The organism is Pseudomonas shirazensis (genome assembly GCF_050496565.1).
Classification (GTDB): Bacteria; Pseudomonadota; Gammaproteobacteria; order Pseudomonadales; family Pseudomonadaceae; genus Aquipseudomonas; species Aquipseudomonas shirazensis_A.
Window position 1 is genome coordinate 1 of record NZ_JBNWAE010000030.1, and the last position, 14,912, is coordinate 14,912.

General features: G+C 61.1%; 11 protein-coding genes and 1 rRNA gene. 7 read left to right on the forward strand and 5 right to left on the reverse strand.

Translation table 11 applies throughout. The features are described 5' to 3' along the window. Together ACQZ2L_RS24850 and ACQZ2L_RS24855 are read right to left on the reverse strand one after the other, a co-directional pair. Positions 1 to 2,109, reverse strand: a 2,109-nt coding sequence (locus tag ACQZ2L_RS24850; RefSeq protein ID WP_430328279.1) for a retention module-containing protein, incomplete at its 3' end; no start/stop codon positions are given. Positions 2,110 to 2,349: 240 nt separating this feature from the next. Beyond that, positions 2,350 to 2,664, reverse strand: a complete 315-nt coding sequence (locus tag ACQZ2L_RS24855) for a hypothetical protein (RefSeq protein WP_430328280.1) — start codon at positions 2,662 to 2,664, stop codon at positions 2,350 to 2,352. 139 nt (positions 2,665 to 2,803) lie between these two features. Here ACQZ2L_RS24855 and ACQZ2L_RS24860 point away from each other — a divergent pair, with 139 nt between their 5' ends. The 3 genes from ACQZ2L_RS24860 (at position 2,804) to ACQZ2L_RS24870 (ending at position 6,774) form a co-directional block, all read left to right on the forward strand. Then, the gene (locus tag ACQZ2L_RS24860; protein WP_430328281.1) at positions 2,804 to 4,960 is read left to right on the forward strand and encodes a type I secretion system permease/ATPase; all 2,157 of its coding nucleotides are present in this window, start codon (positions 2,804 to 2,806) and stop codon (positions 4,958 to 4,960) included. After that, complete coding sequence (locus ACQZ2L_RS24865) at positions 4,950 to 6,326, forward strand: HlyD family type I secretion periplasmic adaptor subunit (RefSeq protein ID WP_430328282.1); 1,377 nt, start codon at positions 4,950 to 4,952, stop codon at positions 6,324 to 6,326. Before ACQZ2L_RS24860 ends, ACQZ2L_RS24865 begins: the two co-directional genes overlap by 11 nt. 106 nt (positions 6,327 to 6,432) lie before the next feature. Beyond that, positions 6,433 to 6,774 (forward strand): tryptophan synthase subunit beta, encoded by a 342-nt coding sequence (locus tag ACQZ2L_RS24870; protein WP_430328283.1) that lies wholly within the window; start codon positions 6,433 to 6,435, stop codon positions 6,772 to 6,774. A gap of 24 nt (positions 6,775 to 6,798) precedes the next feature. On the opposite strand, the gene lapD is transcribed toward ACQZ2L_RS24870, so the two are convergent. After that, a complete protein-coding gene (lapD, locus tag ACQZ2L_RS24875) occupies positions 6,799 to 8,745 on the reverse strand; it encodes a cyclic di-GMP receptor LapD (protein WP_430328284.1) in 1,947 nt (648 codons plus the stop codon). A 10-nt stretch (positions 8,746 to 8,755) separates the two neighbouring features. After that, positions 8,756 to 9,517 (reverse strand): cysteine protease LapG, encoded by a 762-nt coding sequence (lapG, locus tag ACQZ2L_RS24880; protein WP_430328288.1) that lies wholly within the window; start codon positions 9,515 to 9,517, stop codon positions 8,756 to 8,758. Positions 9,518 to 9,708: 191 nt separating this feature from the next. Here lapG and ACQZ2L_RS24885 point away from each other — a divergent pair, with 191 nt between their 5' ends. The 4 genes from ACQZ2L_RS24885 to ACQZ2L_RS24900 all read left to right on the forward strand — a co-directional run bounded on the left by ACQZ2L_RS24885 (position 9,709) and on the right by ACQZ2L_RS24900 (position 14,530). Further along, entirely contained in the window at positions 9,709 to 10,401 is a 693-nt protein-coding gene (locus ACQZ2L_RS24885; protein WP_430328285.1) for a GntR family transcriptional regulator, read from the forward strand. Between the two features lie 81 nt (positions 10,402 to 10,482). Further along, positions 10,483 to 10,986, forward strand: a complete 504-nt coding sequence (locus ACQZ2L_RS24890; RefSeq protein WP_430328286.1) for a sigma-70 family RNA polymerase sigma factor — start codon at positions 10,483 to 10,485, stop codon at positions 10,984 to 10,986. A 4-nt stretch (positions 10,987 to 10,990) separates the two neighbouring features. Further along, positions 10,991 to 11,959, forward strand: a complete 969-nt coding sequence (locus ACQZ2L_RS24895) for a FecR domain-containing protein (protein WP_430328287.1) — start codon at positions 10,991 to 10,993, stop codon at positions 11,957 to 11,959. A gap of 201 nt (positions 11,960 to 12,160) precedes the next feature. Continuing rightward, positions 12,161 to 14,530, forward strand: a complete 2,370-nt coding sequence (locus ACQZ2L_RS24900; RefSeq protein WP_430328289.1) for a TonB-dependent siderophore receptor — start codon at positions 12,161 to 12,163, stop codon at positions 14,528 to 14,530. A 152-nt stretch (positions 14,531 to 14,682) separates the two neighbouring features. On the opposite strand, the gene rrf is transcribed toward ACQZ2L_RS24900, so the two are convergent. Beyond that, positions 14,683 to 14,798 (reverse strand): 5S ribosomal RNA (rrf, locus tag ACQZ2L_RS24905). Positions 14,799 to 14,912 lie beyond the last annotated feature (114 nt).

Below are 14,912 nucleotides of genomic sequence, written 5' to 3' on the forward strand. Positions count from 1 at the left end.
AACCAGCAGCGTACCTTTGCCGGAAGCGTCGATATCAACGGTGTAGTTAGTGCCACCGACGTTCACGGTCAGGGTGGTGGTGCTACCAGCCTGCGGCGGGTTGCTCAGCTGGAAGTTGAAGGTAAGGTTTGCATCACCTTCCTTCGCAGGCTCGGCAGTCACAGCAACAGTGGTGGTATCGATGGTGTCTTCGACAGCAACAGTAGTGGTCGCGCCGGTCAGATCGACCGCTTCGAAGTTACCGCCGTTGACGGCAGTCACGGTCGCAGTGACTTCACTGCCGTCTTTGTAGACGTCGTCGCCATTGGTGTTCGGAACCAGCAGCGTACCTTTGCCGGAAGCGTCGATATCGACGGTGTAGTTAGTCCCACCGACGTTCACGGTCAGGGTGGTGCTGCTGCCAGCCTGAGGCGGGTTGCTCAGCTGGAAGTTGAAGGTAAGTTTTGCGTCACCCTCCTTCGCAGGCTCGGCAGTCACAGCAACAGTGGTGGTATCGATGGTGTCTTCGACAACAACGGTGGTGGTAGCGCCAGTCAGGTCAACCGATTCGAAATTACCACCGGTGACGCCCGTGACGGTGGCAGTTACTTCGCTGCCATCTTTGTAGACGTCTTCAACGTTGGTATTCGGAACCAGCAGAGTACCCTTGCCGGACGCATCGATATCAACGGTGTAGTTAGTGCCACCAACGTTAACGGTCAGAGTCGTGGTGCTGCCGGCTTGCGGCGGGTTGCTCAGCTGGAAATTGAAGGTGAGGTTGGTATCGCCTTCCTTTGCTGGCAGCGCGGTCACGGCAACAGTCGTGGTGTCGATGGTGTCTTCGACAGTGACGGTGGTGGTCGCGCCATTCAGGTCAACTGCTTCGAAGTTGCCACCATTTACGCCGGTCACGGTTGCGGTAACCGAAGACGGATCGATGTAGACATCGCTGCCGTTGGTATTCGGGATCACCAGCGTGCCTTTACCGGTGGCATCAACGGTAACGGTGTAGTTGGTGCCACCCACGTTCACGGTCAAGGTGGTCGGGCTACCAGCCTGGGGAGGATTGCTCAACTGGAATTCGAAGGTAAGGCTAGGGTCGCCTTCTTTCGCAGGCTGGCCGGTTACCGATACTGTCGTGGTGTCGATAGTGTCGACGATCTGGGTGACCGCTGGGGTTGGATTCGGCGTCACGACCAAACCACCACCACCGGTGGTGCCGGTAATGACTACAGAAATCTCACTGCCATCAATGTAAGGCGTGTCATTGGGCGGAATATCGACATTCACCGTGCCGGTGGTCTGGCCAGCGGTTATGACAATGACCTGGCCATTGGAGAGTGTGATGGTCAGGTCAGTCAGCGGTGGTTGGCCAACGGTCGCAGTGTAGACAATGACCCCGCCCGCTTCGGTGATCGATGGGGTAGCCGTCAATGTCACCCCGGTGGCGACCGGCGGAGTTACAGTCGGATCGGTCGGCGGGGTGACCGGTGGAGTTACAGTCGGATCAGTCGGCGGGGTGACCGGCGGAGTTACAGTCGGATCAGTCGGCGGGGTGACCGGTGGAGTTACAGTCGGATCAGTCGGCGGGGTGACCGGCGGAGCTACAGTCGGGTCAGTCGGCGTGCCGTCGTTGACATTGGTATCGACAGCACCTGGCTCAAGGTCAGCCGCAAGAGTCTGGAAGCCGATCGGGCCAGTCGGGAAGCCGATGGTTGGATCGACCGCGCCAGCGACTTCCTCAAGCATTACAAAGGAATGACCACCGCCGGCTGCACCACCATTACCGGCTGCGGTCGGGCCCGCCGCCGTCGCTTCGAGCTCGGTGGTGGGGTCGAGACCAGCGGCGATTGCCTGTTGCAGTTCTTCGACCGAGGGCGCTGCCTGTGCGGTGGCCTGACTCAGATCGGTACTGCTGTCCGGAGCGTCCGCACTCCACTGCGAGTCGCGGCCCAGGTCGAGCATGCGGCCATCGGCCAGTTCCAGGGTCACCGCGCCACCTGGCCCGGTCAACACCTGCTCGCCCGCCATCAAGCGGTCGCCTTCGATCAGAACGCGACGAAAGCCTTCTGGGGATACTGCGATGACCTGGCCAACAATGCTTTTGACGATGGCAACAACACTGCTCATTGGACTCTCCGGATCTAGCCAATCTGTTGGCTTCATGCCTAGCAGGCGGAAATTGCTGCTAATGCAAAGTAACTTTTAATATAACTTTTTGACGTCAAATATATGTCTATTACTTTTAGCTATTAGGTATATGCCAAAGTATTGACCTAAACAGCGTCATCCTAAACAATCACACGGGTAATGTCACATTGATATTTTCACCACCCGTCAGCTGCCAGTGGCCTCCCGTAAAAAAACCGCTTAGCCCACGTATTCCGATGCCTTGCGCCATCTGACATAGCAGTCAAAAGCGACCTGCCCGATGATTTGGAACAAGGTTTGCAGACAACAAAAAATAAAAAACGTGCCGTTGTTTTGACTGCTATAAGGCGGCGCTGGATTGTAAGCATTGCGCATGCCAAGCTGACCGCGAAATGGCCCGAAAAAACCCGGGCCAGGCAGCCCAATTGATGAAGATTCCAAGTATTCAGCCGATAAACACTCAATTGGCTGGTCTGGTAAACCGATGGCAATCCGATTGCTATCAAGCTGTACACTGGCCGGCGCTGTAGTCATCAGCCTGCCGTGCCTTATCGCGGGGTGGTCGCGCCCATGGCCATCAGTGCAAAATGACATCAAACCGCATGTGCACCGCCCGGCCGAGAGCCAGGGTGGGCATCGTCCCAAACACCGCAAGGTCTGAAGAGAGCGCCGCGTGGAATCCGAAGTCAGTCGAGTCCAACTCAGTCACGATCCACGCAGCCAGCATGACGATCCTTTATTGGACAGCCTGCTGACCCTGTGTGTCCTGCACCAGAAGCCGGCCAGCCGGGCCATGTTGACCACCGGCCTGCCCTTGCCTTCCCAGCGCCTGAACGCCGAGCTGCTGCCCCGTGCCGCCGCCCGAGCCGGCCTGCAGGGGCGCCTGCTGCAACGCAAGCTGGAGCAGATCCCGGCCATCGCCATGCCCGCCATGCTGCTGCTCAACGAGGGCCGCAGTGCGGTGCTGCTGGGTTGGGAAAACGACGACACCGCGCGCCTGCTGCTCAGCGAGAGCGACGGTGGCGAAGTCCTGGTCAGCCGCGAGGCGCTGCTGGGTGACTACAGTGGCAAAGTCTTCTTTGCCCAGCCACAGCACAAATTCGACGTTACCCACGGCAACCTGATCCCGCGTACCCAATCGTGGTTTCGCGACACCCTTCTGCGCAGCAAGTGGCTGTACATCGATGCGATCGCCGCCAGCCTGGTGATCAACATCATCGCCCTGGCTGCACCGTTGTTCGTGATGAACGTCTACGACCGAGTCGTGCCCAACCAGGCCACCTCGACCTTGTGGGTGCTGGCCATCGGCATTGCCGGTGCCTACGTGTTCGACCTGGTGCTCAAGTTGCTGCGCAGCCTGTGCCTGGACCTGGCCGGCAAGAAAACCGACTTGATCGTGTCGGCCACGCTGTTCGAGCGCATCGTTGGCATGTCGATGAAGCATCGCCCGGCACGGGTGGGCAGCTTCGCCCAGAACATCCACGAGTTTCAGAGCCTGCGTGACTTCCTCGCCTCGCTGACGCTCACCAGCCTGATCGACTTGCCGTTCACCATTCTGATCCTGATCGTCATCGCCATGCTCGGCGGCCATCTGGTGTGGATCCCGATCATTGCCTTCCCGCTGGCATTGGGCATCGGCTATGCGCTGCAAAAGCCGCTGATGTCGACCATGGAGCGGACCATGGCGCTGGCCTCCGAGCGCCAGTCGAGCCTGATCGAAACCCTCGCCGGCCTTGATGCAGTCAAGGTCAACAATGCCGAGAGCGAGCGCCAGTACATGTGGGAGCAGACCCTGGGCACCCTCAGCCGCCTCGAACTGCGGGTAAAAGTGCTGTCGGGCCTGGCGATGAACATCACCATGCTGATCCAGCAACTGGCAGGCGTGGCGCTGATCTGCTTCGGCGTCTATCAGATCATCGATGGCAACCTGAGCATGGGCGGCCTGGTCGCCTGCTACATGCTCAGCGGCCGCGCACTGGGCCCGCTGGGCCAGCTCAACGGCTTGCTGGCACGTTATCAACAGGCCAGGGTAACCATGGTCGCCACCGACCAGATGATGGACCTGCCGCAGGAGCGCAATTTCGAAGAACGCCCGCTGAGCCGCCAGGTCCTGCAGGGCTCGATCGAGTTCCGCGGGGTCGACTTCACCTACCCGAACCAGCAGAACCAGGCGCTCAAGGGCATCAACCTGAACATCCGCCCGGGCGAGAAAATCGGCATCATTGGCCGCAGCGGCTCGGGCAAGAGCTCGCTGGCCAAGCTGATCGTCGGCCTGTACGAGGCAGACAACGGCTCGCTGCTGGTCGATGGCGTAGACATTCGCCAGATCGACGTCAGCGAGCTGCGCCACAACATCGGTTACGTGCCGCAGGATATCCAGCTGCTGGCCGGCACCTTGCGCGACAACCTGGTCAGCGGTGCGCGCTATGTCGAGGACGAATTGATCCTGCAGGCGGCCGAGCTGTCCGGGGTGCACGAATTCGCCAGGCTGCACCCGGATGGTTACGAGTTGCAGGTTGGCGAGCGCGGGCAGAACCTGTCCGGCGGCCAGCGGCAGAACGTCACGCTGGGCCGAGCATTGCTGCTCAACCCGCAGATCCTGCTGCTCGACGAGCCTACCAGCGCCATGGACAACACTGGCGAGGAGCGCCTCAAGCAGCGCTTGCAGGCGTTTGTCGAACACAAGACCGTTGTTCTGGTCACCCACCGCGCCTCGCTGCTGTCGCTGGTCGACCGGCTGATCGTGATCGACCGTGGACAAGTAGTTGCCGACGGCCCGAAAGCCTCGGTCATGGATGCGCTGAAAAAGGGGCAGATCAGTGTCGCGTAAGTTGGATGTAAACGGCTTCAAAGAGAGCTTGCGCAGCTACTTCAAGGGCTCGGAGTCACTGGCCGGCGCGCCTTTGCCCGAAGTGCGCAAGTCGCTGGTCGAGGATGCGCCACGGGTGGTGCGCATGACCATCTGGGGGGTGATCGCGTTTTTCCTGTTCCTGATCATCTGGGCCAGCTTTGCGCACATCGACGAAGTAACCCGCGGTGAGGGTAAGGCCATCCCGTCTTCCAAGCTGCAGAAGATCCAGAACCTTGAGGGCGGTATCGTTTCCGAGATCTTCGCCAAGGAAGGGCAGATCGTCGAGATCGGCCAACCCTTGCTGCGCCTGGACGAGACCCGCTTCGCCTCCAACGTCGGCGAGACCGAAGCCGACCGCCTGGCCATGGCCATGCGAGTCGAGCGCTTGAACGCCGAGATCGAAGGCCGTGCGCTTGAGATCGACGACGTTCTACGCAAGGCTGCGCCGCAGCAGGCGAGCAACGAAGAGTCGTTGTTCCAGAGCCGTCGCCAGCAATTGCGCGATGAAATCGGTGGCCTCGAGCAGCAACTGGTGCAGCGCCAGCAAGAGCTGCGCGAGTTCACCTCCAAGCGCGCCCAGTACGCCAACAGCCTGCAGTTGCTGCGTCAGGAAATCGGCATGTCCGAGCCTCTGGTAGCCCAGGGCGCGGTGTCTCAGGTCGAGGTGCTGCGCCTGCGCCGTTCGGAAGTCGAGGTGCGCGGCCAACTGGACGCCACCTCTCTGGCTATCCCGCGCGCTGAAGCGGCGATCAGAGAAGTGCAAAGCAAGATCGAAGAGACCCGCGGCAAATTCCGCAGCGACGCGCTGACTCAGCTGAACGAGGCCCGCACCGAGCTGAGCAAGGCTACCGCGACCAGCAAGGCCCTGGATGACCGCGTCAACCGCACCCTGGTGACCTCGCCGGTGCGCGGCATCGTCAAGCAGCTGCTGGTCAACACCATCGGCGGCGTGATCCAGCCGGGCAGCGACATCGTCGAGATCGTGCCGTTGGACGATACCTTGGTAGTCGAGGCAAAGATCCTGCCCAAGGACATCGCCTTTCTCCACCCCGGCCAGGAAGCCACGGTCAAGTTCACCGCCTACGACTACACCGTGTATGGCGGCCTCAAGGCCAAGCTGGAGCAGATCGGTGCCGATACCATCACCGATGAAGACAAGAAGACCACCTACTACCTGATCCGCCTGCGCACCGATCGCAGCCACTTGGGTACGGACGAGAAGCCGCTGCTGATCATCCCGGGGATGGTCGCTACGGTGGACATCATGACCGGCAAGAAAACCATCATGAGCTACCTGCTCAAACCGATTGTCAAAGCTCGTGCAGAGGCGTTGCGCGAGCGCTGATCGGTAGCCGCAACAACGCAGGCCCACGCGAGCAATTAGCTCAAGTGGGCCTTGTTGCCTATGCTGGCTAGTCAGGGCAGGGATTCAGGATAACCGGAGGGATGTCATGTTCTACGTGCAACGCGACGAGAATGGCCAGTTGCTGCGGGTGGAAGCCGCCGAGTTCGAGCAGTACGACGAGATGGTTCCTGCCGACAGCGCCGAGATCCAGGAATGGTTTGCCGGCGATCAGGTTGAAAACAGCCTGAAGCAGCTCAAACAGAGCGACCTGGACATGATCCGTGTGCTCGAAGACCTGATCGAGGTGCTGACCGCCAAGGGTGTACTCAGCATCACCGACCTGCCGGCGGGCGCGCAGTCCAAGCTGCTCAACCGCTCCACAGCGCGCAAGTCGCTGGGCAGCCTGAACAGCCTGATCGACGATGACGACACCAGCGGCTTGATCTGAGGGGCCGGCAACGGCCCCGGTCAGTCAACGCCAGGGCGCAGGTTCACCCACCAGCTGCCCCTGAATACCCTGCACGCCCATCTCGCGCAGTACCCGCAACTCACCCTCGGTCTCGACCCGCTCGGCAATCAGCGGCAGGTCGATGCTGTGTGCTGCACGCTGAATGGCCTCGATGAACAGGCGCTTGTGCTGCTCGCGGTCGATGCTGCGGATATAGCTGCCGTCGATCTTCAGGTAGGCCAGGCCCAGATGGGCAAGGTTGCCGATCATGCTGAAACGGCCACCGAAGCGTTGCAGCGCCAGGCCAAAGCCCAGCGCATGTAGGCGGCGGGTCAGCTGCTCCAGGGCGGCCTGATCGGGCAATTGCTCTTCAGCCAGCTCGAAGGTCAGGCGCGGCCCAAGCGCACGGTGTTGGGCCAGCAGATCAAACACCCGCTGCAGTGTTTGCGGGTCGGCCAGGGTTGCAGCCGACAGGCTTAGCGACAGTGACTCCTGATGGCCTTGCACGTGCTTGAGGACTTTCTCCAGCACCAGCAGGTCAAGCCTTGGCACCCAACCGAAACGCTCCAGCCACGGCAGGAAGCGCCCTGCCGCCAGCGCCTCGCCCTGCTCGTCATGCAGCCGTGAGATGACTTTGTAATGGAGTATCTGCGCAGGCGCTTCGCTGGCAACCACGGGCTGGAAGTACAGCTCGAACTGGCCGTTGCTCAGGGCCTGATCCAGCCGCGCATGCCAGGCGTGCTGACTGTCAGCAGCCTGCGCCGCGACGCCCTGCTCCAGGCACACCCAACCGGGTGCCGGCTGGCTCTCGGCGCGGGCCAACGCTTCGTCGGCCAGTTTCAGCAAGGCCTGTGGCGCGTCACCCGGGTTGTACGGCGCCAGGCCAATGCAGGCGACCGGGTCGACATCACTGGCGCCGGTTTCGTGCAGGCTATGCAAGGTGGCTTCCAGCGCCTGGGCCAGCTGGATCGCTTCTTCGTGGACCATGCCCGGCGCCAGCACGGCAAACTCACCGCCGCGGCTACGGGTGATCAGGTCATTGGTCTGCGGGAAGCTGGCACAGGTGCGGCGTAACTGCTCACCCACCGCCTGCAGCAGCTGGTCGGTGCGCTGGCCGCCCATGCGTGCGTTGAGGCCAGCCAGGTCCATTACCCGCAGCAACAGCAGGTAGCCGGCGCGGGCTTCTTCCATGTTGCTGACGCGGGCGGCCAGTTGCATCTCGAAGTAACGCCGGTTGGCCAGCCCGGTCAGGCTGTCCTGATAGGACTCGGCCCGCAGCTTGTCGCTGCGCTCGGCCTGCTCGGTGAACAGCGCCTTGAGCTTCTCGACCATCTGGTTCATCGCCTGCACCACCCGGCGCAGCTCGGGGGTACGCGGCAGCTCGGGCAGGCTGAGGAATTCGCGCCGAGCGATCGCATGCGACTGCTCGACCATGTAATCCAGCGGGCGCAGCTGCCGGCGCAGCAACAGCGCGCCAAGCACTGCACTCACTGCACCACACAGCAACAGCCAGCCCAGGCTGCCCAGCGCGCTCTGCCACAGCTTGGCCAGGGCAAACATCGGGTGGCTGATCACCTCTACTCGCGCCGCCTGCTGCCAGCCGCGGCTGACGATCGCGTCACCTCCTGCAGGCTCCAGGCCGATCATGCCGATGAACCAGGCGGGGACACCGCCGCGGTCAGGCTCGGCATGACGCTCGACCAGCACCGCATTGGACTGCAGGTCGACAACCTTAATGCTGGAGTAATAGCCACTGTCGAAAATCGAACTGACCATCAGCTCGACCATCGCCGGATCGTCGATATTCGGCGTCAGCGACAAGGCCAGGGCGGTCGCCGCATCCTGAGCATGGGAACGCAGCTGGTTCACATACTGGCTGCGAGAGCTTTCCAGGCTGACCATGAAGCTGCCACTGAAGGCAACGACGAGGAACAAGCAAATGGCTAGCAGCAATTGTTTGAACAGTGACATCGGTGCTCCTTCAGTAGACCGGCTCCGCCGGGAAGCCTTCGGCCTGCATTTTTTTCAGCAAATCCTGCCAGCGCGACAGGCGCTTGGTATCACCGACCTTCTTGTTGCCCGCCGCGCCGGTCAGCCACAGCCCTTCACCGTTGAAGGAATACACCGGCAGCAGGTCGGTACGCTGGCTGGCCGGCTTGATCGCATCCATCAGGCTATCCAGTACCAGCGGCTGCGCCTGTGGATTGGCATAGTAGGTCAGGACCATGTGCGCACGGTTCTGGCGTAATGCCTTGACGTAGGTGATGCGCAGCTTGTCACTGGCAATGCCCATACGCCGCAGGCTGAAGTACTTGGCAATGGCGTAGTCTTCGCAGTCGCCAGCGCCTTTGAGCAGAGACTGGATCGGGGTAGCCCAGTAATCGACCTCATGCCACAGGTCGATATCCTCGGTGTAGCGTAATTGCTGGTTGAAGAAGCGGTTGACCACCTGCAGGCGCTCCAGCTCACTACCCTGCTTTTGCGTCGCCAGCAGGTTCTGCCAGGCATCAATGCGTTCCTTGCCGGCACCCAGTGGCCCGTAGAGCTTCTGCGCCCGCTGGCTGATCTGAGCAAAGTCCCAGTCCGCATGCAAGCCGCCCAGCAGCATGCAAGCCAGCAAGGCAGCAAAGCCGAGCCGACGCATGACAACACTGAGCACGCTGGGTATCGCCACTGCGAAGACCTGTGCAGACCAATCGGGAGCCGCGATGGTGCGGCCTGTGGCGGGAAAAGACAATGGCACCTTGCAATCACTGCGCGCTGGATAACAGCCCGAATGTCGCACCGGCTTCCCCTCGGCACGGACTTCCTTCACCATAGCCGCCTCCCGTAAAACGGGCGGCAAAACTGTTTTGTCACCCGGGTTTGACACCCCTCCAGCAAGCTCCTAACTTGATTGGATCCAATACCGCCAGTTGTAGAGGCAGACGCCCCGTGGCTGAAAAAATCAAACTGTTGTCTGCAGTGCTTGGCAATGAGCAAATCCCGGCACATCTGGCACGCGGTGTCATTGAAGAGCGCTTGCGCAGCGCGATCATCGACGGCCGCCTGCCTCCTGGCACCGCTGTGCGCCAGCAAGAGCTGGCGACCCTGTTCGGCGTCAGCCGGATGCCGGTGCGCGAGGCGCTGCGCCAACTTGAAGCGCAGGGTTTGCTGCAAGTGGTCATGCACAAGGGGGCAGTGGTCGCTCCGCTGATCGGTGAGGATGCCGTCGACAGCTACGCGCTACGCGTGCTGCTTGAGTCGGAGGCACTGCGCCAGTCGATTCCGCTGCTGGAGGCCACCGATATCGCCCTTGCCCGCAGCTACATCGAGCAACTGGAAAACCAGACCGGGCACGCCGAGATCGGCCGCCTCAATCGTTTGTTGCACATGAGCCTGTACTGCAAGGCACACAATCAGAAACTACTGCGCTTGATCGACAGCGAACTCAATGAAGAAGAACGCTTCCTGCGCTTTCACCTGTCTGCGATGGGCCTGGGCAAACTCACTCAGGACGATCACAGCGCGTTGGTCGATGCGGCCAGTGACAAGCGGGTGGATGACGCGGTCGAGATCCTCGCCGAGCATTTGAATAAAGGCGCCCGGACCATTCGCCGCTATCTGGATGCTCAGCAGAGCAGTTGACATTGCGGTTGCAAAATCAGCGCTGACCGCAAACAATGAGACTAATTATCATTCATGCAGCAGTGCTGGCGGCGTATTTTCATGTCTTCTCAAGACTCCGTGCACACGCTCTACAGCGAACACCACGGCTGGTTGCACAATTGGCTCCGGAGCAAGCTGGGTAATGCTGCCGATGCCGCTGACCTGGCGCAAGACACCTTCGTGCGCCTGCTCCAGCGCCGCGACCAGTTACAGCTGAATACCCCACGAGCCTTTCTGCGCACGGTCGCCCGCGGCCTGGTCATCGACCATTGGCGCCGCGAAGAACTGGCCCGCGCCTACTGCGAGGCGCTGTCGCACTTGCCTGAAGCGCAGGCACCTTCGGCAGAAACTCGCGAACTGCTGCTGGAGTTGCTCGAGCGCATTGCGCGCATGCTCGATGGCCTCAAACCGAAAGTACGCCGCGCGTTTCTGCTGGCCCAGTGCGAAGGCCTGAGCCACAAGGCGATTGCCGAGCAGATGGGCATCTCGCTGCGCTCGGTCGAGCGTTACATCGCCGATGCGCTCTACCACTGCTATCAACTGCGCTACGAAGACGAGCAGTAGATCGATGAGCACTGCGCAGCCTTCGGCAACCGTCGTCAAACAAGCGATCCAGTGGATGCTGCGGCTGCGCGAAAGCGGGCCGGATCAGCGTTTGCAGCGCAAATGTGAACAATGGCGCGAGGCCCACCCGGAACATGAGCGCGCCTGGCAGCGAGTGCTCAGCCTGCACCAGGATCTTGACCTGCGCGCCATCCCCGGCGCTGGTCTGGCGTTGCATACACTGGAAACCAGCGAGCGCCGCCTGCATCGGCGCCAGGCACTGAAACTACTGGGGGGAGCTGCGCTGATTGGCTCGGCGAGCTGGTTGAGCAAGGACCTGCAGTTGCTGACTGACTGGCGTTCCGACTACAGCACCGGCACTGGCGAACGGCGCAGCGTCACCCTGCCTGACGGCTCGCTGCTGCAACTCAATACCCGCAGCGCCGCAGACCTCGCCTTTGATGCCCGCCAGCGCTTGATTCGCCTCAACCACGGCGAGCTGATGCTGACCTGCAGCGACGCTCAAGCCAACGGCCGACCGCTGCTGGTGCAGACGCGCGACGCCTTGCTTGAAGGCGTGAATGGTCGCTTTACGGTGCGTCAACGTGACGATTGTACTCAGGTGAGTGTCAGCGTCGGCCAGGTAGCGCTGCAAGGCCCTGGCCCTTCTGCTCTGCATTGGCTGGGCAGCGGCCAGCACTGGTCGATAGACGCGCATGGGCTCCGCGTGGTCGAGCAGCCCGACATGGACGCGGCCGCCTGGGCTGACGGCCTCATCGTGACGGGCAACATGCGCCTGGCGGACTTCGTCGCCGAGGTGGCCCGCTATCGGCCTGGGTTCCTCACTTGCAGCGACGACGTGGCCGATCTGCGCTTGTCCGGCGTGTACCGCCTGGCAGACACCGATGCGTTGCTCGAGCTACTGCCGCAGACGCTGCCGGTGCGCCTGCATCAACGCACACGCTGGTGGGTGCGGCTGGAGCGGGCGGCCTGACACAAGTTTTTTTGGCGGGAAGCGCTGACACGTCCGGCATGGACAGTAAGCACCTTCAACTGCCCTTTATCAGCCTACGGATCCCTCATGCCCGGCCAGCGTTCACCACACCGCATCAACGAGAATGATTTTCGACCTGTCTTGAATTCAGCCCTTCTTGGCAGAGCCATACGCGCTGCCTTGTTCGGCACTGCATTGGGCATGGCCGCCGTCGCGCCCCTGACTCAGGCAGCAGAAACCGCCAGTGCCTCCCAGCAGTACAGCATCGCCGCCGGCAACCTCGATGATGTGCTCAATCAGTTCGCTCGCCAGACCGGTATCACCCTGTCGAGCACCCCGCAATTGACTGCCGAGCTGCAGTCACCTGGCCTGCAAGGCGCGTACTCGACCGACCAGGCACTGCGCCAGTTGCTCAACGGCACGGGTCTGCAAGCGGACAGCAGCGATGGCAGCCGCTATGTACTGCGCGAGCAAGCCGCAGACGCTGCGCTGGCCTTGCCTGACACTGATGTGCGCGGTTTCGCCCTCGGCAACGCCCTGGGTAGCATGGAGGGCTACAACGCCACCCACAGCCAGATCGCCACCAAGACCAGTACACCTATCCTGGAGACCACCCAGTCGGTGTCAGTCGTTACCCGCCAGCAAATGGACGACCAGGGCTCGCAGACGGTTGCCCAGGCCATGCGCTACACGCCCGGCGTACTGACCAACCCCTATGGCGCCACCCACCGCTACGACTATGTAGCCATGCGCGGCTTCAACGACGGCTCGGTGGATAACATCTATGTCGACGGTTTGAAGTCGATGGGTGATAACGGCACCTACAGCACCATGCAGGTCGATCCTTATTTCCTCGAGCGTATCGATATCCTCAAAGGGCCCTCCTCGGTTCTCTACGGCCGCAGCTCGCCAGGTGGCCTGGTTGCGCTGACCACCAAGAAGCCGACGTTCGAGGCCTTCCATCAGGTTCAGGCAACCGTCGGCACCCAAGGCCAGCGCGGCATGGGCTTTGACTTGAGCGGGCCGTTGGATGACGACAAGCGCATTGCCTATCGCCTGACCGGCCTTGCAGACTCGGCTGACACCCAGTTCGACCACAACAAGGAAGAACGCTACGCCATTGCCCCGGCGATCAGCATCGACTTCAGCGAGGATACTTCGCTGACCTTGCAGGCCTACCTGCAGAAAGACCCCAACGGCGGCTACCACGGCGGCCTTCCTGCTTCTGGCGTGCTGCACCAGCGCAATGGTCAGCGGCTTTCCGATCACTTCTTCGAGGGTGAGCCGGACATCGATAACTATGAACGCACCCAGCAGTCGTTCAGTTATCAGCTGGAGCATCGCTTCAACGATGTGTTCACCGCGCGCCAGAACTTCCGCTACCAGGATTCCGACGTGTCGATGGATCAGGTCTACTTCGCCGGCTGGGGCGCGACCGACAGCAACATCATGAACCGGGCCTACACCGGCGGCGACGAGCGCCTGCATTCGTTCATCATCGACAACATGCTGCAGGCGGAATTCTTTACCGGGGCGGCCAAGCACACCGTGCTGCTGGGTACCGACTATCAGCGGCGTAAAGCCGACGTAGCCTGGCGCTATGGCAGCGTCGACAGCCTGAATGCGGCCAATCCGCAGTACGGCAACGGCAACTTGCAGGTCCTGGGTGAAAACAACTACACGCGGCGCCTGCAGCAGACCGGTGTGTACTTGCAGGATCTGGTCGAGCTCGACCAATGGCGCTTCTCGCTGGGGCTGCGCCAGGACTGGGTCAAGGTTTCCGAAGAGAACCGTGACAGCGACACCCGAGTCAGTGACGACCGCTCAAGCTTCACCACTCGCGCAGGCGTGCTCTACCTGTTTGAGAACGGTATCGCGCCGTATGTGAGCTATTCCGAGTCGTTCAACCCCAATACCGTCTCCGACCAGAACGGCCGGCCTCTGGCGCCGACCGAGGGCACTCAGTGGGAAGCCGGGATCAAGTATCAGCCGCCGGGTAGCGATAACCTGTTCACGGCCTCGGTGTTCCGTATCGAACAGGAAAACCTCGCGTCCAAGCAGCCCAACGAGGAGTTCTACCGGGCAGTTGGTCAGGTGCGCTCACAAGGCCTGGAACTCGAAGCGCATGTGCAGGTGACCGACAACCTGAAGCTGCTGGGTGGCTATACCTTCACCGACATCGAGTACGCCAAGTCGATGCCTAGCCTGGCTTCGGCAACTGTCGACAACAAGGGCAATTCGCCCACGCAAGCGCCCAAGCAGATGTTCTCGCTGTGGGCCGACTATGACTTCCGCCAAGGCGCTCTGGATGGGCTTAGGCTGGGAGGCGGCATGCGCTATGTGGGGTACAGCTGGGTAGATGCTGAAAACAGCATGAAGGTGCCCTCCTACACCTTGTTCGACGCCTCTATCGGTTATGACCTGGGTAAAGTCGGCCTCAAGGGTGTGGATCTGCGTCTGAACGCCAACAACCTGACCAATGAGAGCTACATCGCTTCGTGTGCCAGCCTGAGCTATTGCTACATGGGTGAGGAACGCAACGTCAGCGCTACCGTCAGCTATCAGTTCTGACCGCACTGGCTGAAAGCCAAAAGGCCCGCTCCTGGATTCAGGAGCGGGCCTTTTTATTGGGCTGTGGTCTTGGTCGGGGCGTGGCAGCAAAGCAGTCCGCCGAGAAAGACAAAGCCCCTGTCAGCAACGCTGACAGGGGCTTTGGATTTGAATCTTGACGATGACCTACTCTCACATGGGGAGACCCCACACTACCATCGGCGATGCATCGTTTCACTACTGAGTTCGGGATGGGATCAGGTGGTTCCAATGCTCTATTTTCGTCAAGAAATTCTGTGTGCCGAACCGTCCTAAGACGTGTCAGCGAAACTTGAGTCTCTCTACTTAAAGACAAAACCCCTACCTGCTCGCGCAGATAGGGGTTTTGCGAAATGAATCTTGA